This is a genomic window from Amycolatopsis sp. NPDC051128, from assembly GCF_040682715.1.
Classification (GTDB): domain Bacteria; phylum Actinomycetota; class Actinomycetes; order Mycobacteriales; family Pseudonocardiaceae; genus Amycolatopsis.
This window is the reverse complement of record NZ_JBFBBN010000002.1, coordinates 158,660-184,786: the sequence shown is the minus strand read 5'-3', so window position 1 is coordinate 184,786 and position 26,127 is coordinate 158,660. Positions and strand designations below refer to the sequence as shown.

The window sequence follows — 26,127 nt, the reverse complement described above, 5'->3', positions numbered from 1 at the left end:
CGGTGCCACGCTGACCGGGTGGCCGCCGACCTTCCCCGAACGCCCGCTGACCGATTCGGCGCCTTCTGCGAGGCCGTCGCGGGCATGCTGCCGCTGGGGTTGTCCCGGATCGTCGCCCCGACGTTCCTCGGCTTCTGCCTCATCAACGGCTTCACGTTCGGCGTCGATCTCGGGCTGCTGACCGTGTTCCACGGACTGCTCGGCTGGCCCGTCTGGCTGGCGATCACGCTGGCGTACTGCTGCGCGTTCGGGCTGAGCTTCGTGCTGAACCGGACGTTCAACTTCCATTCCCACGCCGCCGTCGGAATCCAGCTCGCCCTTTACATCGCCGCGATTGCCGTCAATTACGCGGCATTCTTGCTGGGTGTGGGCGCGGGCTTGACGGCGCTGGGCGTCGAATACCACCTGTCGCGGCTGCTCGCGGGCGCCTGCGAGGGCGTGTTCATGTACGCCGTGATGCGGTGGCTGATCTTCCGGGACTCAGGCGAGCGCGAGGTCGAGGGTGCCGGTGAGCCGGACCTCGCGGAGCATGCGTTCGCCGGTGTCGAGGGTGCGGACGGTGCCGTCGGGGTGCCAGCCGGCCCGGCGGTAGAAGCCGAGGGAGGCGTGGTCGCCCTGGGCGACCCAGGCGATGCCGCGGCCGGCGCCGTCGGCCCGCAGGCCCGCGGCCGCCGTCGCGAGTAGCCGTCCGGCGTGCCCGCGCCGGCCCCACCGCGGCTCGACGAGCAGCGTGGCGATCAGGCCGGTGGCGGCCGCGTCCTCGGGCAGGCTGCCGTCGGCGGCCGCGACCTCGCCTTCGGGCGCCCGCCCGGCGACGCAGAAGCCGACGGTGAACTCGCCTTCTGTGGCGACGTAGACGAGGCTGCCGGGGTAGTCGATGGTCTCGGTCCAGGTGCCGACGAGGTCGGTGCCGTCCAGCTCGGCCAGTGCCTGTTTGCCGAGGAGGTCCTCGTAGGCGGCGTGCCAGGTTTCGCGCTGGATGCGGGCGATCTCCGCGGCGTCGGACAGGTCGGCGGGACGGACGGCGGCGTCGCTCATGGTCCGTGAATCTAGCGGTGCGCGGTTTTGTCGGTGGTGGGTGGCACCATGACTCTCACCATGCGAACGATCACTGTCTCCACGGCCCGGAAGACCTTCCTGGCCGCCCAGGGCTTCGCCGACCCACGTCCCTCCGGTGTGCCGTCCCGGCGGCACCTGAAACGCGTGCTGTCACGCGTCCAGCTGCTGCAGCTGGACTCCGTGAACGTCGCGGTCCGGGCGCACTACATGCCGGTCTTCTCACGGCTCGGCGCGTACGAACCCGAACTGCTGGACAACGCCGCGTGGACGCACTCGGCGCGTCAGCCGCGGCTGCTGGTGGAAACGTGGGCGCACGAGGCGAGCCTGCTCCCGATCGAAGACTGGCCGCTGCTCCGCTCACGCGCGAAGCGCGACGGCTGGTGGAGGCACTACCGGCCGCTGATCGAGAAGTCGCCGGGGCTGGTCGACGAGATCCTCTCGGTGGTCAAGGAACTCGGTCCGATCGGCGCGGGCGGCATCGAGCGGGCGGTGGAGGCGGACGTGCAGCGCCGCGGCCCTGGCTCGTGGTGGGAGCGGTCGGAGGTCAAGCGCGTCTGCGAATACCTGTTCGGCACCGGCCGGCTGACCACGGGCACGCGCCGGTCGTTCGAACGCCTCTACGACCTGACGGAACGGGTCGTGCCACCGGAAATCCTGTCCCGGACGGTCTCGGCGGAGGAAGGCGCGCGCGAGCTGATCGAGCGCTCGGCGCGGGCGCTGGGCGTCGCGACGGAGACGGACCTGCGCGACTACTACCGTCTCGGCCCGGCCCCGGCGCGCCAGGCGGTGGCCGAGCTGGTGGAATCCGGCGTCCTGGAGCCGGTTTCGGTCGCCGGCTGGAAGGCGACGGCGTACCGGCACGTCGAAGCGCGGACGCCGCGGGCGGTCACCGGCCGGGCGCTGCTCTGCCCGTTCGACCCGCTGATCTGGGAACGCGCCCGCACGGAGCGGCTCTTCGGGTTCCACTACCGGATCGAGATCTACGTCCCGGAGCCGAAACGGGTGTACGGGTACTACGTGTTCCCGTTCCTGCTCGACGGCGAGCTGGTGGCCCGGGTGGACCTGAAGGCCGACCGCGCGGACGGGGTCCTGCGGGTCCAGGGCGCGTTCGCGGAGGACGGCGCGGACGTGGCCCGGCTGCTGCCGGAGCTGGCGGGGGAGCTGCGGAACATGGCGGAGTGGCTGGGGCTTTCCGGCGTGGCGGTGGGCCGGCGCGGCGACCTGGCCCCGGCGCTGGCGCGGCTGGTGCGCTGAGACCGCGTGAGGCCGCGCGAGTCCGAGGCATAACGCGTCAAGGTTCGTTCCGGGTAGGGAAGAAAGCACGTTCCGATGCGGTCGTGAAGCTGACAGGATCTGACAGGATGATGAGTCGCCGGGCGCTCGAGCAGGGGGTGGGATGGAGGGAGGACGGGCGGAGCTGGCGGATGCCCTGCGTGCCGTCACGGTGCCGCTGCTGACGCCGTCCGGTGCGGCGGGCACGGGGTTCTTCGTTGCCCCGGGCGTCATCGTGACCTGCGCACACGTCATCACCGACACGTCAGGGCGCGTCGCCGAGGTCGTCCGTTCCGTCGAGACGGACCGCGTCCGCGCCACCGGTTTCCGCGTCGTCTCCGGCACCTACCACGCGAACGATCCCGGGAGCGCGGACCTCGTCCTGCTCCAGGCCGAGGACGACGTCACCGGCGCGCACGTGGTGCTGCACCCCTCGGCCGAGCCCGGTGATCCGTTGTGGGCGTTCGGGTATCCCCTGGGCCGCTACCGGTCCGGCGACTCGGCGACGCTGACCCTCGCCGGGCCGTCGCAACGCGCCGAGGGCGCCGAACTGCTCAAGACCGTCCAGGGGCCGGTCGGCCGCGGCTTCAGCGGTGGCCCGGTGCTCAACTGGCGGACCGGCGCCGTCTGCGGTGTCGTGCGGTACCGGGACACGGAACGCGCGGACACCGCGCGGCTGGTCCCCGTGTGGTCCGTCTTCGCCGCCTACCCCGGCCTGGAACCGGTCCACCGGGCGGCGTCGCCGGGCAACCGGGGCTGGCTCGAACTGCTCGACGACGCCCAGCTCGCCGAGGTCGGGATCCGGTTCCCCGGGCCGCGGCTGCGGGAATACCTGGACGCGGCCCGCGGCGCGGACGACCGGCACCCGCACGCCGAGCTCGCCGGGGCCGAGGTGACCCCGCCGCTGTGGAAGGTGTACCTGCGCCAGCAAACCAGCCGCTACGGCAGCCCGGACGACGAACCGGCGCGCGTCGAGGCCGACAGCCTGCTGCGGGCCTACCCGGGTGTGCAGGTCCTCGGCGGCCCGGGCGCGGGCAAGTCGAGCCTCGTCCGGCACCTGACCGCCGAAATCGCGAAGCAGTGGTTGCGCGGCGAAGGAGGCGAGTTCGTGCCCGTCCCGGTGCCCGCGGACGCGCTGCGGGGCCACCGCGACCTCACCGAGAAGCTGGCCAAGGGAGTGCGCAGCTTCGACCTCGACCTCGACCGGTCGCGGCTGAAGGAGCTGTTCGCCACCGATCCGGCGCCCGGCGCGCGCTGGCTCGTGCTCGCCGACGGCCTCGACGAGATCATCGACCCGTACGACCGCCGGCTCGTCGCCGACCTGGTGCACCGGCAGCGCGCCGGCGACCGGTTCGGCTTCCTCCTGACGACCAGGCCGACCAGCGCGGACTACCACACGAAACTCTCGGAGAAGGGCCGCTACCCGACGTTCGTCATCGAGCCGTTCGCCCGGCAGCAGCTCGGCGAATTCGCGAAGGCCTGGTTCGAGGCACTCGAAGTGCCGGACGCGGAAGCCGAGTCGGCGCGGTTCGTGACGCGCGCCGACGAAGCCGGACTGCGCGACCTGGCCACGATTCCGCTGATCGCCACGATGATGTGCGTGCTGTACGCCCAGGAACCGGGAAGACGGCTGCCGTCCGACCGCGTCGACCTGTACGGGCAGTTCGTCGACCTGTTGCACGAGAAGCGCCGGGCCACCGCGCGCAAGCGCCTGCGGGAGTGGGCCGGCCGCAGCGGCGCCGCCGCCGAGCAGGCCGCCGACGAGCTGTTCGACAAGGCGTTGCCGGTGCTGCGCGAATGGGCGCACGAGCACCACGAGATCGCGGCCGCCGAAGCACCGACGGGGCGCCCGGTGCCGGCCTTGGTCGCGGTCGCGTCGCGCCACGTGCCCCAGCCGGACACGGTGTCGGATCCGGAGTGGACGAGGCTCGTCCACGAGGTCTTCCTCGCCACCAGCCTGCTGATCAGCAAGCGCGGCGGCCCGGAGTTCCTGCACCAGACCATCCAGGAGTACCTCGCGGCGCGGTACCTGGTGCAGCGGTACCCGCGGCCGCGGCGGCGGCAGCTGCGGCCACGGCTGCGGGAGTGGAAGAACTGGGAGGTCGAGCTGTTCCTCGTCGGCCTGTGGGCGGCCGACGGCAAGGACGTCTCGCGCGTGCTGAACCGCTTGCTGCGGCGGCGGTACTGGAAGGACAACCACGGGTTCGTCGTCGACGTGGTCCGCCAGGGGCTGCCGGTGCCGGACAAGGTGCGCGAGCGGCTCCGCCGGGGACTGATCCGGCAGGTCGTCCACCCGCGGACGCTGCGCGAGTGGCGGGAGGCGGTGTCCGAGCTGGCGCAGGTGGCGCCCGCCGACGCGGCGGACACCCTCGAAGCCCTGCTCCGCGAGGACGACGAGCGGGTGGCGCGCTTCGAGGCCCTGCGGCTGCTGCTCGAACTGGACCGGAGCCGGGGCATCACGGCCGCGAACTACCTGGTCTTCGCCGGCCGGGCGGACGCCGAGGACCGGCTGCGCGCGGCCAAGATCGTCGTCGAGATCGACCGGCCGCACGGCCTGCGCACGTTGACCCGGCTGGCCGCCACGCCCGAGCTGCGCGAATCCCGCTTCGAAGCCGCGCTGCTGGTCTTCGCCGAAGACCCGGCGCGGGGCCGGGAAATCCTGCGACGGCTGGTCGAGGATCCCGGCTGCCCCGGCAAGACCCGGCTGGCCGCGGCCGAGACGATCTGCGCCCACGACGCGCGCGAGGTGCCGGCCACGCTGGCGTTGCTGAGCCGGGACGCCACCGTCGGGTTCGAGACCCGGTGCGCCGCCGCGCTGGCGGCCCGCGAGCACGGGTTCGGCGCCGACCTGCTGGCCGAGCTGGCGGAAGACCTCCGGCACCCCGCGCCGGCCCGCCGCCGGGCGGCCCGGGCGCTGGGGGACACCGACCTCCGGGCGGTCCCGATCCTGCGCGAGCTGGCCCTGGACCCGCAGGGGGATCCCGAGGAGCGGTTCGACGCGGCGGCCGCGCTGGCCGAGGTCGACCCCGGCGCGGGCCTCGATGTGCTCTTCACCCTCGCCTTCGACCCCCTGCTCGACTCCTGGCAGGTCGACGCGGCGAAGGCCGCCGGCCGGTCCCCCGCGGCCCGGGACCGGGCGCTCGACCGGCTGACCGAGCTGGCCGGTGACTTCGGCGCCGGGTTCGCGGTCCGCCTCTTCGCCGCGGACGCGCTGCACGAGTTCGACCCGGCGCGTGGCGTCGCCGCGCTGACCGAGCTGGCCACCGGCCCGGCCACCGCGGACGACCGGATGTCCGCGATCACGTGCCTGATCGACTGCGGTGCCGAAGACGAGGCGGTCAGCCTGCTCGAGGCGATCGTGGCCACCGACGCCGAGCCGGTGCGGATGCGGGACAAGGCGGCCACGAAGCTGGCGTCGGTCCGGCCGGGGCTCGAGGTCCCCGCCTACGCCACGCTCGCCTGGGACACCGGTGTCCCGGTCCGCCGCCGGGCCGACTTCGCGGTCAAGGTCGCGCAAACCGACCGGCAGCGCGGGATCGCCCTCCTGAAGCAGATCGCGGCCGCGGCGCCGAGCGACCAGGCCCTCGCCGTGATCGAGCGGCTGGAACAGCTCGACCGCGCGGGCGCGGCCGCCGAATACCGGCGCGTGGCCACGCTGTCCGGGGTGGGCAGCCGGACCCGGCTGACCGCGACGAACCGGGCCGCCCGGCTGGTGCCCGCCGAGCCGGCCAAGTCCCGGACGGAGGCGCCGGGCAAGGACGACGTCGCCCACCTCAGCAAGAGGCGGCAGCTTCAGGTGCGGGTCGCGCAGGCCGGTGACAAGAAGCTCAAGCCGGAGGAGCGGTTCGCCGCCGCCGAGGCGGTGGCGAAGCTCAATCCCGGCCAGGGCAAGAGCGTCTTGCAGGCCCTGATCGACGACCGCAAGACCCCGAAGGCGGTCCGCGTGAAGGCGGAGAAGGCGCTCCGGCGGTTTCGCTAGCGCGGTGACCGAGAAGGAATGTCAGGCGGCTCGGCGGTCGATGTGGTCGCGCTGTGCCGCAGCCGGGAGGGGAGTCACCCGCGCGTTTCGCCGCGCGGTGTGGTCCAGCCACCATTTGACGGCGCCCAGGTTGATCAGCGGACCCACCCAGCGGATGATTTCCACCAAATAGGGGAACAGAGCGGGTTTCGAAAAGAGGGGACCCAGGCCCATGGCCACACCCCAGACGAAGGAGCCGGCCATGGCGAAGCTGTACAACATCCAGCGGCGGTGCCGGGCCTCGTTTCCCCGGCGGATCCCGATGTAGCCGATGAGCGTGGTGACGAACCAGAACAGGCCGGTCGCGGCGGCGCCGACGTCGGCCTGCCACTCGTTGTTCAAGAACACGAGAGGCAGCGTGAGCAGGGCGGCCGGCAGCGCGGTGAAGACGTACACCCGGCCGCTCCAGCGATGGACGGCCGGGTGCCGGACGCGCAACCACGGCCAGATGCTCAGGCACAGGGTGACGAGGGCGACCGTGGCGAGCAGGACGTGCGTCAAGGTCAGCCCGAAGTCCAGGCCGGGGAAGTTCGCGTTGAGCGGGGACAGTTGCCTGGCCGGGTCGAAGCTCAGGAACGGCGGGACGGCGACGATCATCGCCGCGAAAATCACCGCGGAAACCGGGAGTACCCAGACATTCTGCCGCCAGCCCTGTGCCATTTCGGTTCCTCCGGGAAACTTCGGCGTGAAGCGCTGAAGATCGCCCGCAGCACCTCAGGGACATCCCATTGTGTCCCTGGCCTGGACGGTTGACACCTCCGTTGTTGCTGATTTACTCACCGGATTTCAGCTGGGTGAGCCGAATTCGAAATGGGTGAGGGGGGAGCGCGGCCGTTTTCCGGCGCGTCAGTCGCCGTCGCCCGGCTTCCACTCCATCGTCACCTTGAGGTTCGCCTTCGCGGTGCCCTTGACCAGGATCGCGGTCAGCCGCCCGCTTTCCATCCCGGCCTCGCACCCGAACTCGACGGTCACCTTGGTGGGCTTGACCTTCGTCAGCCCGGCTTGGACGGCGTCGGTCACGGTGTTCGCGACCTTGCTCAGGGCCTCGGTGAAACCCTCGAACTCGAGCAGCCGTCCCGCGACCTCCTCGTCGCCGTCGCCGACCGGCCGGGCTTCGACGTAGAGCGTGCGGTCGTCGAACCGGACCGGAATGACCTGTGTGCCGGGCGTGTGCGGTGTCCCCAGATAGTCGTCCACGCGATCATCCTGGCGTGCCGACGCCCGCGGCCACCAGCCTCCGGCCCCGGTTTCGCCGGGACGGCGGCACGCGACGGGCCGTCCCGGCACCCCACCGGGACGGCCCGTCTCCCCCTGCTCAGCCGGCCGCGCGCGTCACCACGGCGTTGCCGGAGCCCGTGCGGGCGCGGACCTTCAGCTTCACGCCACCTTCGGGAGCGGTGTCGGAGACGTCCAGCTCGCTGGAGACCCGCCCGCCGCTCGAGGTCAGGTCGACCTCCGCGCTCGTCCCACCGCGGATGCCGACCCGGACCTCGCCGGAGCCGGTGATCAGGTCGAGCGTGCCCGACGCGGCGTCGGCCACCGACAGGTCGCCGCTGCCGGTGCGGGCCATCACCTCGCCCGAAACCGCGCCCAGCCAGACGTCGCCGGTGCCGGTCGCCAGGGTCGCGGAGCCGGCCAGCGACGACGCCTCGACGTTGCCGCTGCCGCTGCGCAGCTGCAGCCCGCCCAGCGTCGGGCCGAGCTTGATGCCGCCGCTGCCGGTGCGCACGGTGGCCGAGCCGTCGGCGCGGTCGAGCTTGACCTCGCCGGAGCCGGTCAGCAGGTCGACGCGCCCGGCCGAGCCGGACACGGTGACGTCCGCCGCGCCGGCCCGCACCTCGACGTGCGAGCCCGCCGGGGCGCGCACCTTCACCGCGAGCGCGACGTTGCGCAGCTGCCACGCCTTCGGCGCTTGGACGACCAGGCGGTTGCCGAGCTTCTCGATCCGGCTCTGCCGCACCGCTTCGGCGGGGGAGGCGGCCGGGTCGACGCCCAGCTGGTCGCCGAAGCGCTCGCCGACCCACGACAGCAGGCTGTTGACCCCCGCCACCCACGGCTGCTGCTCGCCCTGGTCGTGCCGCAGCTCGACGCGTGCTCCGGAGTCCCCTTCGAGCACGATCTCGACGCGGCCGATCGTGACGCCGACGTCGAGCTCGAGCGGGACGTCGGTGTCGAACTCGTCGATCCGCACCAGTTCGTCGTTCTGGGCCGGCTCTTCGGCCGGTGCCGGTTCTTCGTTCGGTGTCGTCTGTTCTTCGTCGCTCATCTTCGTGCCCCTCAGCCTTCGACCCAGCCGTGCAGGTGCGACCCGGTCCGGTCGCCCTTGGTGTGCTGCTTGTGGCCCCCGCCGAGCGCGCCGTGCCCGAGCGCGCCCTGGACGGCCTGGGAAACGAACGTGTTCAGCGAGACGCCCTGCGCCTGCGCCGCGCGCTCGGCCTGTCCCTTGATCTGCTCGACCAGCCGCAGCGTGATGCGCGTGATGTCACCGCCGTCGACCGGTGGTGGCGGTGTGGCGTCACGTGGTGTCTCGTGCGGCCGCGGCTCTTCGGCGGAGCCGGTGACGACCACGCGGACGTCCCGGCCGTCGAGCCGCACGTCCACCACCTGCCCCGGGAGGTTGGCCGTGACCTCGGCGGCGAGGTCGGCGAGGGCGTTCATCAACGTCAGGCGGACGGCGGGTTCGAGCGCGGAGGACAGCAGCGCGGCCGCCCGCCGGGTCTGCTCGTCCCCGGCGGCAGCCGTGTTCGCGAGGTCCTCGCGAAGGTTGGCGATGTACGGCGTCAGGTCCATGACATCACTATGACGTCATCAGTGGTGTCAGTCAAGGTGGAGGTGATGTCACGTGTCCCCCGGGAGTGGCCGCCCTCACGCGGTTAGGCTGCCGGGGAGTCGTGGAGTCAGGCCGGGAGAAGGAGTGCGGACGTGGCCGAAACCGTGTCACCCAGGGTGCAGCTGATCGCGAAGACGGAGTTCTTCCCGCCAGAGGACGTGCCGTGGTCGACCGACGCGGACGGCGGCCAGGCGCTCGCCGAGTTCGCCGGCCGCGCCTGCTACCAGTCGTGGAAGAAGCCGAACCCGGCCACCGCGACCAACGCCGGCTACATCGAGCACATCATCGACGTCGGCCACCTTTCGGTGCTGGAGCACGGTTCGGTGAGCTTCTACATCAGCGGGATCTCGCGCTCGCTGACCCACGAGCTGATCCGGCACCGCCACTTCTCGTACTCGCAGCTGTCGCAGCGGTACGTCCCGGAGCGCAACGCCGCCTTCGTCGAGCCGGACGTGATCGCGAACGACCCGGCGCTGCACGAGAAGTTCCTCGCCGCGGCCCAGGCGAGCGTCGACGCCTACACCGAGCTGCTCGCCGGGCTCGAGGAGAAGTTCGCCGACGTCCCGAGCGCGACCCTGCGCCGCAAGCAGGCCCGCCAGGCCGCGCGCGCCGTGCTGCCGAACGCGACCGAGACCCGCATCGTCGTCACCGGGAACTACCGGGCGTGGCGTCACTTCGTCGCGATGCGCGCCACCGAGCACGCCGACGTCGAGATCCGCGAGCTGGCCGTGGAATGCCTGCGGCAGCTGCAGAAGGCCGCGGGGAACGTGTTCGCGGACTTCACCATCTCGACGCTGCCCGACGGCACCGAGATCGCCACGAGCCCGAAGGTGCTTGAAGGCTGATGAAGCGCCTCGCGATCGACATCCGGCCCGGCGAGTACGCCGTCGTCCGGCTGCCCGCGGACGCCCCGGTGCCCCCGGAGCTGTTCGAACCCGGCGAACCGGCGTTCGTCTCGGTGACCCGGACGCCCGAAGAGCTGTCGGTGATCTGCCCCGCCGGCCGCGAACCGGCCGGCAGCACGGCGGAGGAGGACGGCTGGCGCCTGCTGTCGGTCCGCGGGCCCCTGGAGTTCACGCTCACCGGCATCATCGCCGCGCTGGCTTCGGAGCTGGCGGCGGCCGGGGTCGCGCTGTTCTCGATGTCCACGTACGACACCGACCACATCCTGGTCCGCGCGACCGACCTCGACCACGCGGTGAAGGCGCTGCGCGAATCCGGCCACGAGGTCGCCCACCCCTGACGCGTTGTCCGTGAAGGCCACCTCGAGGACTCCCCTCGAGGTGGCCTTCACGGCTTTCGGCGGGCGATTCGCGGGTACCCCGGCCGCGAGGGTGGGAGCCATCCCCCTTGAAATCGAAAGTTCGGCAAGCCTAAACTTCGGTTTAGGGTCCCCGATATCCGGTTGAGAGGCAGGCGCCCATGGCGGTCACCGAAGCAGTGCGGCCGAAACTGGCGACGCGTCTGCGCACCGGGTCGGCCCTGCTCGGCCCGGCGTTCGTCGCCGCGATCGCGTACGTCGACCCCGGGAACGTCGCCTCCAACATCAGCGCGGGCGCCCGCTACGGCTACCTGCTGGTCTGGGTGATCGTCGCGGCGAACCTGATGGCCGTGCTCGTGCAGTACCTCTCGGCGAAGCTCGGCCTGGTCAGCGGGATGTCGCTGCCGGAGGCCCTGCGCGCCCGGCTGTCCCGGCCCGCCCGGCTGGCCTACTGGCTGCAGGCCGAAGTCGTCGCCATCGCCACCGACCTGGCCGAGGTCGTCGGCGGCGCCATCGCGCTGAACCTGCTGTTCGACCTGCCGCTGATCGTCGGCGGCGTGATCACGGGCGCGGTTTCGCTGACGCTGCTGGCGGTCCAGGACCGCGGCGGCCAGCGGACGTTCGAACGGGTCGTCACCGGCCTGCTGCTGGTCATCGCGGTCGGCTTCCTGGCGAGCCTGTTCGTCGAACCGCCGTCGGTGGCGGAAACGATCGGCGGCCTGGTGCCGAGGTTCGACGGCGCGGGCAGCATCCTCATCGCCGCGGCGATGCTGGGCGCGACCGTCATGCCGCACGCCGTCTACCTGCACTCCGGCCTGGTCCGCGACCGCCACGGCCGCCCGGACGCCGGCCGCCGCCGTCGCCTGCTGCGCGCCACCCGCGCCGACGTCGGCCTGGCGATGCTGCTCGCCGGCGCGGTCAACCTCGGCATGCTCCTGCTCGCCGCGACGAACCTCCAGGGGCAGGAGGGCGTCGACAGCATCGCGGGCGCGCACAGCGCCGTCTCGCTGGCCCTCGGTCCCGGCATCGCGCTGATGTTCGCGATCGGCCTGCTGGCGTCCGGCCTGGCGTCGACGTCGGTCGGCGCGTACGCCGGCGCGATGATCATGCAAGGCCTGCTGCACAAGCGGATCCCGCTGGTCGTGCGCCGGCTCGTCACGCTCATCCCGGCGATCGTGGTGCTCGCCCTCGGCGCCGACCCGAGCGCGGCGCTGGTCGTCTCGCAGGTGGTGCTGTCGTTCGGGATCCCGTTCGCGCTCGTCCCGCTGATCCGGCTGACGGCCGACCGTGATCTGATGGGGGCCGACACCAACCGCCGTCTGACGACGGCCGCGGCGTACGTCGTCGCGGCCGTGATCATCACCCTCAACCTGGTGCTGATCTACTTGACCTTCACCGGCTGACCACGAGCAGGGAGTTCCCGCCATGGCTTGGATCTTCGCCCTCAACGCCGAATGCGGAGAGCGCGAAACCCACGCCAGAGACCTCGCGCGGCACTTCGACGGCTGGCCGGTGCGCATCTTCTCGGACGGCGTCGGCTGGTGGTGCGGCGTGGTGCCCGAAGGCCTCAGCGAGACGGGGGCGAACACCGCGGCGGAGGCGACGGCCATGACCGCGGCCGGGCGTCGGCTCTACTGGCAGCTCCGGACGGCGCCGCCGGTCTACCGCTACGCCATCGCCGGGGTCGAGACCGATGAGTTCCGCACTTACGACCAGCTGATGGCGGAGGAGGACCTGACGAGGTTCCCCGGGCTCGTCGTCGGCGAGGACATCTGGGCCGCGACCGGCCGGCGCGCCGAGTTCAGCGACTTCGCCCCCGGTTATCGCTGGATCCCTTACCGGGGCGAAACCCGCGAATTGCGCGGAACCCCGAACGCTCCGCGGCGGTCCGACTAGCATCTGCGCGACCGCCGCCCGAAGGAGCACCGTGACCGACGAAAAAACCCGGCCGTACCCACCGCAGGCGCCTGTCACGCCTGGTCAGCGGGTCGTCGCCGGCCGCTATCTGCTGCTGGGCGAGCTCGGCCGGGGCGGCATGGGCGTCGTGTGGCGGGCGCAGGACCAGGTCATCGGCCGCCCGGTCGCGGTGAAGGAGCTGCGGCTGCCCGACGCCGAGTCCGCCGCCGTGTTCTCCGAACGCGCCCTGCGCGAGGTGCGCACCGGCGGGCGGCTCAACGACCCCGCCGTCGTCACGGTGTACGACGTGGTCACCGACGGCGGCACCACCTTCATCGTGATGGAGCTCGTCGAGGCGCCGTCGCTGGCCGACCTCGTGCGGCAGCGGGGCCCGATGCCCGCCGCGCAGGCCGCGCAGCTGGGGGAGCGGGTGCTGGCCGCGCTGCAGGCCGCGCACGCCGCCGGGATCGTGCACCGCGATGTCGAGCCGGCGAACATCCTCGTCGCGCCGGACGGCCGCGTGAAGCTCACCGACTTCGGCATCGCCCACGCCGTCGACGACCCCCGCCTGACCACCAGCGGCATGATCGTCGGCTCGCCCGCGTTCATGGCGCCGGAGCGCGTGGAAGGCCGCGAAGCCCTGCCCGCGTCCGACCTGTGGTCCCTCGGCGCGACGCTGTTCTTCGCCGTCGAAGGCTCGATCCCGTTCGAGCGCGCGACGACCGCCGCGACGCTGCACGCGATCATGACCGAGATCCCGTACCTCACCCGCGGCCAGGGCCCGATCGCGGCGGCGATCCTCGGCCTCCTCGTCGCGAACCCCGACGCCCGCCTCACCGCCGCGCAGGCGCAGAACCTGCTGACCACGGCGCAGGGCGTGCGCCCCACCCCGCCGGGCGGCACCGCGATGCTCCTGCCACCCGCCGGCCCGGCGCCGCAGCCGAAGAACCACCGCGCACTGTGGCTCTCGGCGGCCGCAGTACTCGTCGTGGGTGCCCTGGTCGGCGGCTTCTTCGCGGGCAGGGCCTTCGCAACCCCCGCGCCGGACGCTCAGAAGCTGCCGACCACGACGTACGGCCTCGGCGGCCAGATGCGCGTGGACGTCAGCTCCAGCTACCTCTGCTACAACGCCGCGGTCCAGGACGGCGGCGTCATCAGCGGCGAGAACGACGGCGACTGCAAGGAGAGCCACACCCTCGAGATCTACGACTCGGGGGATCCCATCGGCACCGCGAACTGGTCCGACAACGAAGCGGAGGTCGCCGCCTACCCGGGCCTCGAAGCCGTCACCGCGGTGGCCGAAGCCCGCTGCGCGGCCGCCTTCCGCTCGTCGATCGTCCCCGAGACCAAGCGCGCAAACCTCAAGTACCGCGCGCTCGTGCCCACGCAGGGCGAGTGGCAGAGCGTGCCGGACAAAACCGGCGAGTACCCGACGCGCGAGTTCTACTGCGTCCTGACCAAGGCCGACGGCGGCCCCATCTCCGCGCCGATCGTGACCAAGGTCAAGTAGAAGTTCCGCGACGAGCGGTCGGGCCAGGGAAATCCTCCGCACTTCGCCGCCCCCGGCCAGGTCGGCACCGTTTTCGTCGGTGGGACGGGGTACCGTCTGGGCATGTCCAACCCACCTACCGCCGCACCCGGACGGCCGTTCGGGCGAGTGCTCACCGCGATGGCCACTCCCTTCGACGCCGACGGTGCGCTGGACCTGAAGCGGGCGCAGGAGCTCGCCGAGCACCTCGTGGCGCTGGGGAACGACGGCCTCGTCGTCAACGGCACGACCGGCGAGAGCCCGACCACGAGCGACACGGAGAAGCAGGAGCTGATCCGGGCCGTGGTCGAGGCCGTCGGCGACCGCGCGACCGTCGTGGCCGGCGCGGGCACCAACAACACCGCGCACAGCATCGAGCAGGCGAAGCAGGCCGAGGCGGCCGGCGCGCACGGCCTGCTGGTCGTCACCCCGTACTACTCGCGGCCCAGCCAGGCCGGGCTGTACGCGCACTTCACCACCGTCGCCGACAGCACCGGGCTGCCGGTGCTGCTCTACGACATCCCGCCGCGCTCGGTCGTGCCGATCGAGGTCGACACGCTGCTGCGGCTGGCCGAGCACCCGCGGATCGTCGCGGTCAAGGACGCCAAGGGCGACCTGATCGCCGGCTCCGAGGTGATCGCCAACACCCACCTCGCCTACTACTCCGGTGACGACGGGCTGAACCTGCCCTGGATCTCGGTCGGCGGCGTCGGCGTCGTGAGTGTGATCGGTCACGTCGTCGCGGGCCGGATCCGCGCGATGATCGACGCCTACGAGAGCGGCGACACGTCCACCGCGCGCACCAACCACCGCGCCATGCTGCCGGTGCTGCGCGCGATGTCCCGGGTCGGAGGGGTCGCGTTCAGCAAGGCGGCGCTGCGGCTGCGCGGGTTCGACATCGGCGACCCGCGGCTGCCGATCGTCGCCCCGACCACCGAGCAGACCGCGCTGATCGCGGCCGATTTGGCCCAGGGCGGCGTGCCCCTGGGCGACACGGCGGCCCAGGACTGGCATGGTGAGCGGGTGGCACAAGCAGATTCGAGGGCCGCCTACGTGGCGCCGACCTCGCACACCAGCGTTGGGACCCTGCCTCGGTGAGCTCACTTCCCCCCGGTCCAGGCCCCACCAACGCCCCGCCCCCACTGCCTGATGGAGCCCTGCGCGTCGTCGCGCTGGGCGGCATCGGCGAAGTCGGGCGCAACATGACCGTCTTCGAATTCGGCGGCCGGCTGCTCATCGTCGACTGCGGGGTCCTCTTCCCCGAGGACGACCAGCCCGGCGTCGACCTGATCCTGCCCGACTTCCGCGCGATCGAGGACCGCCTCGACGACATCGAGGGGCTGGTGCTCACCCACGGGCACGAGGACCACATCGGTGCCGTCCCGTTCCTCCTGCGCCTGCGGCCGGACCTGCCGATCTACGGCTCGAAGTTCACCAACGCGCTGCTCGCGGCGAAGGCCAGGGAGCACCGGCAGCGGCCGAACCTCATCCAGGTCCGCGAGGGCGAGCGCCGCGACGTCGGCGTGTTCAACCTCGAGTTCTTCGCGGTGAACCACTCCATCCCGGACGCCCTCGCGGTCGCGATCCGCACCCCGGCGGGCGTGGTCCTGCACACCGGCGACATCAAGCTCGACCAGCTCCCGCTGGACGGGCGCCTCACCGACCTGGCCGGGTTCTCCCGGCTCGGCGACGAGGGCGTCGACCTGTTCTGCGTCGACTCGACCAACGCCGAGGTGCCCGGGTTCGTCATGCCCGAGCGCGACATCGGCCCGGTGCTCGACGACGTCATCCGCCGCGTCGACCAGCGCGTGATCGTGGCCTGCTTCGCCAGCCACGTCCACCGCGTCCAGCAGGTCCTGGACGCCGCGCACCGGCACGGCAGGCGGATCGCGTTCGTCGGCCGGTCGATGGTCCGGAACATGGGCATCGCGGCCGACCTGGGCCTGCTGAACGTGCCGGACGGCCTGCTGGTCGACCTCGACCAGGCCAGCACCCTGCCGGAGAGCAAGGTCCTGTTCGTCTCGACGGGGTCGCAGGGCGAGCCGCTCTCGGCGCTGTCGCGGATGGCGCGCGGCGAGCACCGGCAGATCTCGATCCGCGCGGGCGACACCGTCGTGCTGGCCAGCTCGATGATCCCGGGCAACGAGACCGCGGTGTTCGGTGTGGTCAACGGCCTGACCCGGCTCGGCGCGAACGTCGTCCACCAGGGCAACGCCAAGGTGCACGTGTCCGGCCACGCGTCGGCGGGCGAGCTGCTGTACCTGTACAACGCGGTGCGGCCGAGCAACGTGATGCCGGTGCACGGCGAGTGGAAGCACCTGCGCGCGAACGGCGAACTGGCCATCCGCACCGGCGTCGCCCCCGACAACGTGGTGATCGCCGAAGACGGCGTGGTCGTCGACCTGGTCGACGGCAAGGCCTCCCGCACCGGCCGCGTCGAGGTCGGGCACGTCTACGTCGACGGCCTGTCGGTCGGCGACGTCGGCGAGTCGACCCTGTCCGACCGGCTGGTGCTGGGCGAGGGCGGGTTCATCTCGATCAGCGTGGCGGTGGACTCCAGCACCGGCCGCCCGGTCAGCAGCCCCACGGTGTCCGGCCGCGGCTTCTCCGACGACCCGAAGGCGCTCGCCGCCGTCGTGCCGCTGGTGGAGATGGAGCTGGCGCGCACGGAGTCCGAAGGCATCACCGACACCCACCGCATCGCGCAGGCGGTCCGCCGGGTGGTCGGCCGTTGGGTGGCCGACACCTACCGCCGCCGCCCGATGATCGTCCCGACGGTGATCCCGGTCTAGCCCGGCCAAAGTCCGTGAATGTCGCATTGAGGGACTTCAAGTCCCTCAATGCGACATTCACGGCTTTCCGCAGGCCACTCCCAGAGTGAGCCAGTACTTACGCCGTCTGGACCATGAGCGGCCGCTTTGGCGCGGGATAACCTTGATCTCCCACCCCGCCTCGCGCAGAGAGGCCCGCGCCGATGGGACGTCACTCGCCGGACGGAAGACGCCGCCGGCTGCTCGTGCCCGCCTTGGCGACCGGTCTCGTGGTCGTCCTGGGTGCCGGGGCCTGGGTGGCCGTGCGGGCGGTGAACTCCCGCCCGTCCTGCGAGCAGCCGGCGAAAGTCCTGGTCACCGCGTCCGCGGACATCGCGCCCGCGCTGTCGCTCGTCGTGCACGGCCTCGACCTGGAGTGCGGTGCCGTCGAGGTCCAGACCAAGGAGGCGACGCAGGCCGCCGAGCGGCTCGCGCTCTCCGACGGCAGCCCGCGCGCGCAGGTCTGGGTGCCGGACTCCACTCTCGCGCTGCGCCGCGCCCGTCAGCTCGGCGCCGCCGACGTCCCCGAAACCGGGGCGTCGGTGGCGAGTTCGCCGGTGGTGCTCGCCGTCGCCGCGGACGTCGCCAAGGGCCTCGGCTGGCCCCAGCACACGCCGACGTGGGCGGAGGTGCTGGCCGCGCCGGGTGTCGTCCCGGCGATGCCCGACCCCGCCCGCGACCCGGTCGGCGCCGCCGCGTTGCTCGGCCTTCGGGAGAGCGTCCGGACGGCCGCCGAGCCCGCCGCCGCGTACGTCGCGCTGCTGCGGCGGTTCTCGGCGAACACGCTCGGCGCGGAGACGGACCTGATCGCCCGGCTGCCGGGCTCCGGCGACGGCGGCGGCACGGCCGCCGTGACGGCCTTCCCGGCGTCGGAGAACTCCTTGCTGCGCCACAACGTCGAGGACACGACGTCGCCGCTCGTCGCCGTCTACTCGACCGCGGTGCCCACTTTGGACTTCCCGTTCGCCGAGCTGGGCGGGATCACGCCGCAGCAACGGCCGATCGTCGACGCGCTGCGGGCGGCGATGCTCGGCGACCGGGGCGCCGACGCGATCGCCAAGACCGGCTTGCGTGCCGCGGGCGGGCAGGCGCTGCGCGAGCACATCGACGACCCGCGGGTGTCCCCGGCCGGCATCCGGGCCGCGACCCTGCCGCCCGCCGACGTCGTCGACGAGCTGCTCAACCAGTGGGCCGGGATCAACCTGAGCGCGCGGGTGCAGGTGCTCGTCGACGTCTCCGGGTCGATGAACGCGCAGGTGCCGGGAACCGGGCTGAACCGGATGCAGGTGACGATGCAGGCCGCGGCGAAGGCCATGCACCTGTTCAAACCCGCCACGCAGCTGCGGATGCTGGCGTTCTCGACCCGCCTGGACGGCGACAAGGACTACCGCGAGCTGCTGCCGATGGCGCCGGTCGCCCAGCACCTGGCCGGCGGCGCGCTGGATCGGCTGAGCCAGGTGAAGGCCACCCCGGACGGCGGCACGGGGCTGTACGACAGCGTCCTCGACGCCTACCGCACGGCCCGGCGCGAGTGGGAGCCCGGCCGGCTCAACCTGGTGATCGTGATGACCGACGGCCGCAACGAAGACCCGCACGGGGTGTCCCGCGCGGACCTCCTGGCCGAGCTGGCGAAACTGCGGGACCCCCGCCGCCCGATCCCGCTGATCGGCGTGGGCGTCGGCCCGGACGCGGACAAGGCGGAACTGGACCAGCTGACCGCGGCGACCGGGGGACAGGCGTTCGTGGCCCCGGACCCGGCGAAGATCACGGACGTGTTTTTCGGAGCGCTGAGCCGGATCGCCGGCGGCTGAGTTCCCCGTACCCGCCGTGATCAGAGCCGGATCTCGCGTGATCAGGGCCGTCACTCGCGTGATTAAAGCCGGAACTCGCGAGTTCCGGCTCCAATCACGCGAGTTCCGGGCTCAATCACGCGAGATACGCGCGGAATCACCGGTCGCGCGCCGGCGGATGAGGGCGTAGACGCCGAGGATCACCGCCAGGCTGAGCAGGCTCAGGTACAGCTGGGCCCGCGTGTCCTCGTCCACGAACAGCATCGACGCCACCACGACCACCGTCATCACCAACGTGAACCAGCTCAGCCACGGGTAACCCCACATCCGCAACTTCAGCAGTTCCGGCGACTCGGCTTCGAGCCGTCGCCGCATCCGGATTTGGGAGCCGCAGATGATCGCGTACACGAACAAGGCCACCGCGCCCGCCGAATTGATGATGAAGTAGAAGATCTTGTCCGGGGACACGTAGCTCATCACCACCGCCACGTAACCGACCGAGGTGGACGCCAGGATCGCCTTCCACGGCACGCCGCGCGCGTTCGTGTCGGCGACCCAGCTCGGCGCCCACCCGTGCCGGCGCAGGGCGAACAACATCCGGGATGCCGTGTACAGCCCCGAATTCAGCACCGACAGCGCCGCCGTCAACACCACCGCGGACACGATCGTCGACGCCGCCGGCACACCGAACCGGCCGAACGCCGCCGCGAACGGGCTCGTCTCGCTCGGGATCTCGCGCCACGGCGTGATCATCACCAGCAGCGCCACCGAGCCGACGTAGAACACGATCACCCGCCAGACGATCGTCGAGGTCGCCTTGCGGACCGCCGTCTCCGGCTGGTCGGACTCGGCCGCCGCGATCGTGACGATCTCCGCGCCGAAGTAGGAGAAGATCACGATGACCACGCCGTGCACCACCGAAAACGGGCCGTTCGCGACGAAGCCGTCGAGCCCGGCGTTGCCGACGGAGAAGTGCGCGCCCGGCCAGAGCCCGAGCACGAACAGCAGGCCCAGCACCAGGAACACGACGATGGTGGCGACCTTGATCGACGCCAGCCAGAACTCCGTCTCGCCGAACGAGCGCGCCGACGCCAGGTTCGTCGCCGTCAGCAGCAGCATCAGTCCCAGCGAGAACACCCACTGCGGCACGTCGGGGATCCAGCCCTGCAGGATCTTCGCGCCGGCGACGGCCTCGAACGCGACCACGCCGACCCAGAAGTACCAGTACAGCCAGCCGATGGTGAAGCCGGCCCAGCCGCCGAGCGAGTCCCGCGCGTACTCCATGAACGAGCCCAGCGACGGCGTCGCGGTCGCCATCTCGCCGAGCATCCGCATCACCAGCACGACCAGGAGCCCGCCGATGGCGTACGAGAGCACGGCGGCCGGGCCGACGGTGTGGATCACCGCGCCGCTGCCGATGAACAGGCTCGCGCCGATGATGCCGCCGAGGGCGATCATCCGGACGTGCCGCTGACGCAGATCGGGCCGCAGCCCGGACTTCGTCACCATGTTGCTTCCTCCCCGGGTGTGCGCGGATCGCGGAATTCTCGCACCCGGGAGGTAGCCGATGCAGAATTTGCGCAAGCTCAGTGTGTGAGGATCTCCGACTTGCGCTGCACGATGTAGGCACCGGCCAGCAGGATCGCCGCGCCGAGCAGCTGAGGCCAGGCGAGCTCCTCGCCGATCAGCACCCACGCCGCGACCGTCGTGATGACCGGCTCGACCAGCCCGACCACGCTCGCCACCGACGCCGGCAGGTGCCGCAGCGCCGAGATGCCAAAGACGTAGGCGAAGACCGTCGCCACCAGGACCAGCAGGACGAGCAGTAGCCACACCGGCGGGTGCCAGGCGCCGAACTCGACGTCGACGCCGAGCAGCCCGACCGGCCACGTCCACGGCGGCGCGACGAGGCCGATCAGGACGGCGCCGATCACCATGCCCCAGGTGACCAGGCCGAGCGGGTCGATGTCGGCCACCGCTCGTTCCCCGAGCAGGAAGTACCCGGCCGAGCAGAGGGCCGCGCCGACGCCGGCGAGCATGCCGACGACGTCCAAGGTCAAGCCCTGCCAGACCTGGGCCACCAGCGCGAGCCCCGCCATCGCCAGCGCGATGCCGCCCCAGACCGACCGCGGCAGCCGGTGCCGCCGCACGAACCGCACCCAGAGCGCGATGAGCACCGGTGAGACGAACTCCAGCAGGATCGCGATGCCGACCGGGATCCGGCCCGCGGCGACGAAGTAGAGCAGCTGCACCCCGGCCACGCCGAGCAGGCCGTAGCCGGCGAGGACGGGTAGTTCCGCCCGGCGGACCCGCAGCTTCCGCGGCGCCACCAGCGCCACCCCGGCCAGCAGCACGAACCCGGCCAGCCCGATCCGCATCGCGGCCACCTGCTCCGGGGTGAACCCGGCCGACATCGCGGACTTGCCCAGCGTGCCGGACGTGCTGAAGAACAGCGCGGCGAGCAGGACGAGGGCGGTGCCTCGACCACGGTGGGCGACGTGGGGCGGGGCGAGGACGGGCAGCTCGGTGGTCACCGTGGCGACTGTAGGTGCCGCCATATCACCGCCGAAACCCGTTTTATGGTTATGCAGCCCGGTTACCCGGCTTGCTTCAGCCCCGTCGCGACGTGCGTCGTGATGGTGGCCAGCCGCCGTCCCTGGACGCGCAGCGCGCCGAGCGCGAGGTCGTCCGGCGCGGCCGACTTGCGGGACACGAACGAGCCGCCGTACGGATTGCCGGACTCCATCAGGTGCGGGTCGGTGTACCCGAGCGGCACCACGATCGCGCCCCAGTGGTAGAAGACGTTGTTGATCGCCAGCAGCGTCGACTCGAGGCCGCCGTGGCTGGTGGACGCCGTCGTGAACGACGTCGCGACCTTGTCGGCCAGCTTTCCCCGCGCCCACAACCCACCCGTGCTGTCCAAATAGGACTTCAGCTGGGCGGCCGGGCCGCCGAACCGGGTCGGGCTGCCCACCGCGAGGCCGTCGGCCCACTCGAGGTCGTCGAGCGTGGCGAGGTCGTGGTGCGGCCCCGATTCGACCCAGGCCTGCCAGCGTGGGTTCTGGGCGATGGCTTCGGCGGGCACCGTTTCCGGCACGGTCCGCACCCGCACCTCGGCCCCGGTTTCGCGGGCACCCGCGGCGAGGGACTCGGCCAGGGCGGCGGTGTTCCCGGTCGCGCTGTAGTAGACGACGAGTATCCGTGTGCTCACGTCCGCCGACTCTAGGGGTGCCGCGGCGGGTGTCTCACGATCCGGACCCAGCTGGTATCGCGCTTTGAGATTCGGGCCGAGCGCCTCGGGCCCTGTCGACGAACCTCGGACTCCGCTAGGAGGACTGCCCGGGCTTCCACGGGCTGACGGTGTCGGTGGGCCGCGTCGGGTCGTGGAAGCGGGGCCGGTCGAGTTCGTCGCGGCGCAGCGGGACGAGACCGTCGGTGATCGCCTGCATGATCTTGGCGTGCGCGCGCACCCCGGCGCCCGGCCGCTCCGGTTCGACCTCCGACAGGTCGACGGGGTCGCCGAAGTGCACGCGGAACCGCGGCCGGCGCAGCGGCGCGCTGAGCCCGGAGCGGGCCAGCGGGACCAGGTCGGCCGGGCCGTTGACGGTCTCGGTGCCCCAGTAGACGGCCTCGTGCGCGCCCCACTGGCTGATCGGGATCACCGGCACGCCGGCCGCCAGCGCCAGCCGCGCCGCGCCGGTCTTGCCGCGCTCCGGCCAGAGGCCGGGGTCGTGGCTGATCCGGCCCTCCGGGTAGACGATGATCGGCTCGCGCGTGGTCCTGAGCGCCTCGACGGCCATCGCGAACTGCCCGACCGCCGTCGCGGCGACCTTCCGGTCGACCCGCAGGTGCCCGCTGACCCGCAGGGCGGGCCCGATGACCGGCGCGTCCAGGATGCCGCCGGCCAGCATGAACCGCGGGTTGATGCCGATCCGCTTGCACGCCGCCATCAGCACGAACGCGTCGAACACGCCGATGTGGTTCGCGGCCATCAGCAGCGGCTTGCCCCGCAGCTGCGCCGGGATCCGGCCGGTGACCGTCAGCCGCCCGACCAGGTTCACCAGCCCGCGGTCGATGTTCAGCATGGTCCGCCAGATGGCGGGGGCCCGGCGAGAGGTGTTGTCGGAGTGCAGCGCGACCATGGGCAGAGCATGGCAGACGCCGATTTCACCCGGATGGCCGCTCATGCCCGAAGTGTGAGGCAGAAGTTCACCCTGCGCTGAGAGTGGCGCATGTGACGAGACGTCGAGGCCGGTTACCGTTGACCCATGGCAGGGTCGGCGACGAGGAAGCGAAGCACGGGAAGCGGCGCGAAAGGGGCAGCGGCGCGTAAGCCGCGTACGCCGGCGAAGCCACGTACGTCGTCCGCTCGCAAGCCGGCGCCGCGCCGCAAGACGCCCGGCGTGTTCGGCAAGGGCGTCCGCGGCACCTGGAACCTCCTGGCCAAGGGCCTGGGCACGCTGGCGCGCACGGTCGGCCGCACCCGCGAGCTCGAACCGGAACACCGCCGCGACGGCCTCGCGCTCGGCCTGATGGCCCTGGCCATCGTCGCGGCCGTCGGCGTCTGGTGGCGGGCCGCCGGCCCGATCGGCGCCGGCGTGGAGATCGCCGCCCGGACCGTTCTCGGCGCCGGAGCCGTGACGCTGCCGCTGGTGCTGGTGGTCGTCGCCGTCGCGCTGATGCGGTCCGAGCCGCACCCCGAGACGCGGCCGCGGATGGTCATCGGCACGATCATGGTCGTCCTGTCGGTGCTCGGGATGCTGCACATCTTCACCGCGCTCCCGGCCACCAACGACGGCCGGATGTACGCCGGCGGCATCATCGGCGCCTTCTCCGGCGGCCTGCTGGCCATGGGCGTCACCACCTGGGTCGCGGTGCCGCTGCTGATCCTGGCGCTGGCCTTCGGCGTGCTCGTGTTCACCGGCACGCCGGTCCGCGAGATCCCGCAGCGCCTCCGCAACTGGGGACTCGACGAGGAAGAGATCGCCGAGGCCCAGCGGGCCGGCTTCGCCACCGACGAAGAGCGCGTCACCGAGGCCGACCCGAAGGCCGCCCGCCTACGCAAGCCGTCCCGCCGCCGCCAGACCGGCGACGCCGCCCCCGAACAGCTCGACCTCGAAGCCGCCCTCGCCGAGGTCCCGACGCCGATCAAGCCACCGAAGGCTCTGCCCAAACCGCCCGCCGAGGTGCCCGAGAAGAAGCCGAAGAAGGCCCCGGAACCGCCGCTCGCGGTCACCCGCACGGTCGAAGGCGACTACCAGCTCCCGCCGCCCGACCTGCTGAAGCTCGGCGATGCGCCGAAGTCCCGCAGCAAGGCCAACGACGCCATGATCGAGGCGATCACCGGCGTGCTGGAGCAGTTCAGCATCGACGCGCAGGTCACCGGCTTCACCCGCGGCCCGACGGTCACCCGCTACGAGGTCGAGCTCGGCCCGGGCGTGAAGGTCGAGAAGATCACCGCGCTGACCAAGAACATCGCCTACGCGGTGGCCACCGACAACGTCCGGCTGCTGGCGCCGATCCCGGGCAAGTCCGCGGTCGGCATCGAGGTGCCCAACTCCGACCGCGAGATGGTCCGCCTGGGTGACGTCCTGCGCGCGCCGTCCACGGTCAAGGACAACCACCCGATGGTGATCGGCCTCGGCAAGGACATCGAAGGCCACTTCGTCACGGCGAACCTGACGAAGATGCCGCACCTGCTGGTCGCGGGTTCGACCGGCTCCGGTAAGTCGAGCTTCGTCAACTCGATGCTGGTGTCGCTGCTCGCGCGGGCGACGCCGGACGAGTGCCGGATGATCCTGATCGACCCGAAGATGGTCGAGCTGACGCCGTACGAGGGCATCCCGCACCTGATCACGCCCATCATCACCCAGCCGAAGAAGGCCGCCGCCGCGCTGGCCTGGCTGGTGGAGGAGATGGAGCAGCGCTACCAGGACATGCAGGTCAACAAGGTCCGGCACATCGACGACTACAACAAGAAGGTCCGCTCGGGCGAGATCACCGCGCCCCCCGGGTCCGAGCGCGAGTACCGGCCGTACCCGTACATCATGGCGATCGTCGACGAGCTCGCCGACCTGATGATGACCGCCCCGCGCGACGTCGAGGACGCGATCGTCCGGATCACCCAGAAGGCCCGCGCCGCCGGCATCCACCTGGTCCTGGCGACGCAGCGGCCGTCGGTCGACGTCGTCACCGGCCTGATCAAGACCAACGTGCCGTCCCGGCTGGCGTTCGCGACGTCGTCGCTGACCGACTCGCGGGTGATTTTGGATCAGCCGGGCGCGGAGAAGCTGATCGGCATGGGCGACGCGCTGTACCTGCCCATGGGCGCCGGCAAGCCGGTCCGCATCCAGGGCGCGTTCGTCGGTGACGAAGAGATCGCTTCGGTCGTCAACTTCGCGAAGGAGCAGGCGCAGCCGGACTACAACGACGGCGTCACCACGCAGAAGGCGGGCGAGAAGAAGGAGATCGACCCGGACATCGGCGACGACCTCGACGTCCTGCTCCAGGCCGCCGAGCTGATCGTGACGTCCCAGTTCGGCTCGACGTCGATGCTGCAGCGCAAGCTCCGCGTCGGGTTCGCCAAGGCGGGCCGCCTGATGGACCTGCTGGAGAGCCGCGGCATCGTGGGCCCGTCGGAGGGCTCGAAGGCCCGCGACGTGCTGATCAAGCCGGAGGAGCTGGAGTCGGTCCTGTTCATGATCCGCGGCGGCGACCCGGGCCCGGCCGACCCGGACGACGAGGAGTAACTGACCCCTGGCTGATGCTTGGAGCCGTTCTGTGCGGCTTACCTCCTCATGCCCGCGTTGCCGGGAGACACCCGGCCGGTGGTGCCGGTGGCGGCCGTTTATACCCGCGGCCTCGGGGTGAACCTGGCGGTCTCGAATCCTTGCTTCGAGTACTGGCTGCTGTTGCATTTCGAGGCGTGCGCCGTGCCTCTCGTCGCCGCGGCGGTCGAGCGAGCTCGGCACCCGGAAGCGGGTCACGTCCGCAACCCGTCCACCCAGGTCGGTTTCCTGGTCGAGAGGATGCGCTGAGCCGACGCAACCCGCGTCCGGGTCCGTTCCGTCCTGACCGCGTGGACCTACAGCGATTCGTAGCCGGACTGTTCGCCTTCGCCGTCGTCGTGGTGGGCGCCGGGAGCTCGGTCGCCTCCGGGCAGGCCGCTCCGGCGCCCGCCGCGGGTCTGCCGTCCGCGCCGTCGACCGTCAGCACCGCCGCCGGGCACGACGTGACCCTGCGCCTCGGGCAGGAGGCCGCGGTGGAGGGCAAGGACCTCACCGTGCGCTACACCCGGCTCGTCGCCGACTCCCGATGCCGCCCCGGCATGCAGTGCTTCTGGCAGGGGGAGGCCACGCTGGCGTTCCTGCTGAAGGAACCAGGCCGTGGCGAGAGCACCACGGCCGAGCTGCACAGCGGCGCGCGCACCGGCCCCGAAGCGACGACGTTCGCCGCGAGCCGCGTCGAGCTGGTGTCGGTGAGCGAGGACGGCCGGGAGGCCACTGTCCGCGTCAGCTGAGCGGCGTGCCCCAGTGGTCCGAGAAAGCCACTTCGGCCAGCGGGATCCTCGCGGCCGGCTTGAAGTCGGGTGTCGTCGTGTACGCCACCGGCAGCAGCCCGACCTGCGTGTAGCCGTCCGGGATGCCGAGGATTTCCGCCGTAG

General features: G+C 71.8%; 22 protein-coding genes and 1 pseudogene. 14 read left to right on the top strand and 9 right to left on the bottom strand.

Annotation, left to right across the window (positions count from 1 at the left end):
* Positions 1 to 84 precede the first annotated feature (84 nt).
* Positions 85 to 414 (top strand): annotated as a pseudogene (locus AB0M82_RS02940) (GtrA family protein); the annotation flags it as partial.
* A gap of 66 nt (positions 415 to 480) precedes the next feature.
* On the opposite strand, the gene AB0M82_RS02935 reads toward AB0M82_RS02940, so the two are convergent.
* Positions 481 to 1,038: a GNAT family N-acetyltransferase gene (locus AB0M82_RS02935; RefSeq protein ID WP_364717095.1), complete on the bottom strand. Its 558-nt coding sequence runs from the start codon at positions 1,036 to 1,038 to the stop codon at positions 481 to 483.
* A gap of 60 nt (positions 1,039 to 1,098) precedes the next feature.
* Here AB0M82_RS02935 and AB0M82_RS02930 point away from each other — a divergent pair, with 60 nt between their 5' ends.
* Both AB0M82_RS02930 and AB0M82_RS02925 read left to right on the top strand, forming a co-directional pair.
* Complete coding sequence (locus tag AB0M82_RS02930) at positions 1,099 to 2,313, top strand: crosslink repair DNA glycosylase YcaQ family protein (RefSeq protein WP_364717093.1); 1,215 nt, start codon at positions 1,099 to 1,101, stop codon at positions 2,311 to 2,313.
* A gap of 142 nt (positions 2,314 to 2,455) precedes the next feature.
* Positions 2,456 to 6,310 carry a trypsin-like peptidase domain-containing protein gene (locus AB0M82_RS02925; protein ID WP_364717090.1) on the top strand — a complete coding sequence of 1,285 codons (3,855 nt, stop codon included), beginning with the start codon at positions 2,456 to 2,458 and terminating at the stop codon, positions 6,308 to 6,310.
* A 21-nt stretch (positions 6,311 to 6,331) separates the two neighbouring features.
* Here AB0M82_RS02925 and AB0M82_RS02920 read toward each other — a convergent pair whose 3' ends face one another.
* From AB0M82_RS02920 to AB0M82_RS02905, 4 genes are all read right to left on the bottom strand, one after another.
* Positions 6,332 to 7,009 carry a DUF2306 domain-containing protein gene (locus tag AB0M82_RS02920; RefSeq protein WP_364717088.1) on the bottom strand — a complete coding sequence of 226 codons (678 nt, stop codon included), beginning with the start codon at positions 7,007 to 7,009 and terminating at the stop codon, positions 6,332 to 6,334.
* A gap of 186 nt (positions 7,010 to 7,195) precedes the next feature.
* Positions 7,196 to 7,546 (bottom strand): CU044_2847 family protein, encoded by a 351-nt coding sequence (locus AB0M82_RS02915; protein ID WP_364717086.1) that lies wholly within the window; start codon positions 7,544 to 7,546, stop codon positions 7,196 to 7,198.
* Between the two features lie 118 nt (positions 7,547 to 7,664).
* Positions 7,665 to 8,615 (bottom strand): DUF4097 family beta strand repeat-containing protein, encoded by a 951-nt coding sequence (locus AB0M82_RS02910; RefSeq protein ID WP_364717083.1) that lies wholly within the window; start codon positions 8,613 to 8,615, stop codon positions 7,665 to 7,667.
* A gap of 11 nt (positions 8,616 to 8,626) precedes the next feature.
* Positions 8,627 to 9,139 (bottom strand): toxin-antitoxin system HicB family antitoxin, encoded by a 513-nt coding sequence (locus AB0M82_RS02905; RefSeq protein ID WP_364717080.1) that lies wholly within the window; start codon positions 9,137 to 9,139, stop codon positions 8,627 to 8,629.
* 132 nt (positions 9,140 to 9,271) lie between these two features.
* Between AB0M82_RS02905 and thyX the strand changes: the two genes are divergently transcribed.
* The 8 genes from thyX to AB0M82_RS02865 all read left to right on the top strand — a co-directional run bounded on the left by thyX (position 9,272) and on the right by AB0M82_RS02865 (position 18,485).
* Positions 9,272 to 10,024, top strand: a complete 753-nt coding sequence (gene thyX / locus AB0M82_RS02900) for an FAD-dependent thymidylate synthase (RefSeq protein ID WP_364717078.1) — start codon at positions 9,272 to 9,274, stop codon at positions 10,022 to 10,024.
* Positions 10,024 to 10,422, top strand: coding sequence for an ACT domain-containing protein (locus tag AB0M82_RS02895; protein WP_364717076.1), 399 nt, complete (start codon positions 10,024 to 10,026; stop codon positions 10,420 to 10,422). The genes thyX and AB0M82_RS02895 overlap by 1 nt, the downstream gene beginning before the upstream one ends.
* Before the next feature lie 179 nt (positions 10,423 to 10,601).
* Positions 10,602 to 11,843 carry an Nramp family divalent metal transporter gene (locus tag AB0M82_RS02890; RefSeq protein ID WP_364717073.1) on the top strand — a complete coding sequence of 414 codons (1,242 nt, stop codon included), beginning with the start codon at positions 10,602 to 10,604 and terminating at the stop codon, positions 11,841 to 11,843.
* Positions 11,844 to 11,865: 22 nt separating this feature from the next.
* Entirely contained in the window at positions 11,866 to 12,336 is a 471-nt protein-coding gene (locus AB0M82_RS02885) for a hypothetical protein (protein ID WP_364717070.1), read from the top strand.
* Between the two features lie 31 nt (positions 12,337 to 12,367).
* Positions 12,368 to 13,846, top strand: coding sequence for a serine/threonine-protein kinase (locus AB0M82_RS02880; protein ID WP_364717067.1), 1,479 nt, complete (start codon positions 12,368 to 12,370; stop codon positions 13,844 to 13,846).
* Between the two features lie 102 nt (positions 13,847 to 13,948).
* Positions 13,949 to 14,962 carry a 4-hydroxy-tetrahydrodipicolinate synthase gene (dapA, locus tag AB0M82_RS02875; protein WP_364717064.1) on the top strand — a complete coding sequence of 338 codons (1,014 nt, stop codon included), beginning with the start codon at positions 13,949 to 13,951 and terminating at the stop codon, positions 14,960 to 14,962.
* Entirely contained in the window at positions 14,959 to 16,656 is a 1,698-nt protein-coding gene (locus AB0M82_RS02870) for a ribonuclease J (RefSeq protein ID WP_364717061.1), read from the top strand. The genes dapA and AB0M82_RS02870 overlap by 4 nt, the downstream gene beginning before the upstream one ends.
* Before the next feature lie 182 nt (positions 16,657 to 16,838).
* Positions 16,839 to 18,485, top strand: a complete 1,647-nt coding sequence (locus tag AB0M82_RS02865) for a substrate-binding domain-containing protein (RefSeq protein WP_364717058.1) — start codon at positions 16,839 to 16,841, stop codon at positions 18,483 to 18,485.
* Between the two features lie 111 nt (positions 18,486 to 18,596).
* Here AB0M82_RS02865 and AB0M82_RS02860 read toward each other — a convergent pair whose 3' ends face one another.
* The 4 genes from AB0M82_RS02860 to AB0M82_RS02845 all read right to left on the bottom strand — a co-directional run bounded on the left by AB0M82_RS02860 (position 18,597) and on the right by AB0M82_RS02845 (position 22,606).
* Complete coding sequence (locus AB0M82_RS02860) at positions 18,597 to 19,973, bottom strand: amino acid permease (protein WP_364717055.1); 1,377 nt, start codon at positions 19,971 to 19,973, stop codon at positions 18,597 to 18,599.
* A 77-nt stretch (positions 19,974 to 20,050) separates the two neighbouring features.
* Positions 20,051 to 20,998: an EamA family transporter gene (locus tag AB0M82_RS02855; protein ID WP_364717052.1), complete on the bottom strand. Its 948-nt coding sequence runs from the start codon at positions 20,996 to 20,998 to the stop codon at positions 20,051 to 20,053.
* 62 nt (positions 20,999 to 21,060) lie between these two features.
* Positions 21,061 to 21,675: an NAD(P)H:quinone oxidoreductase gene (gene wrbA, locus AB0M82_RS02850; RefSeq protein WP_364717050.1), complete on the bottom strand. Its 615-nt coding sequence runs from the start codon at positions 21,673 to 21,675 to the stop codon at positions 21,061 to 21,063.
* A gap of 115 nt (positions 21,676 to 21,790) precedes the next feature.
* Complete coding sequence (locus AB0M82_RS02845) at positions 21,791 to 22,606, bottom strand: lysophospholipid acyltransferase family protein (RefSeq protein WP_364717527.1); 816 nt, start codon at positions 22,604 to 22,606, stop codon at positions 21,791 to 21,793.
* A gap of 126 nt (positions 22,607 to 22,732) precedes the next feature.
* On the opposite strand from AB0M82_RS02845, the gene AB0M82_RS02840 reads away from it, so the two are divergent.
* From AB0M82_RS02840 to AB0M82_RS02830, 3 genes are read left to right on the top strand one after another with little or no spacing between them, the layout of a single operon-like run.
* Positions 22,733 to 25,213: a DNA translocase FtsK 4TM domain-containing protein gene (locus AB0M82_RS02840; RefSeq protein ID WP_364717049.1), complete on the top strand. Its 2,481-nt coding sequence runs from the start codon at positions 22,733 to 22,735 to the stop codon at positions 25,211 to 25,213.
* 48 nt (positions 25,214 to 25,261) lie between these two features.
* On the top strand, positions 25,262 to 25,501 hold the full coding sequence (locus AB0M82_RS02835) for an RloB family protein (RefSeq protein WP_364717046.1): 240 nt from the start codon (positions 25,262 to 25,264) through the stop codon (positions 25,499 to 25,501).
* Between the two features lie 41 nt (positions 25,502 to 25,542).
* Complete coding sequence (locus tag AB0M82_RS02830) at positions 25,543 to 25,983, top strand: hypothetical protein (RefSeq protein ID WP_364717043.1); 441 nt, start codon at positions 25,543 to 25,545, stop codon at positions 25,981 to 25,983.
* Positions 25,984 to 26,127 lie beyond the last annotated feature (144 nt).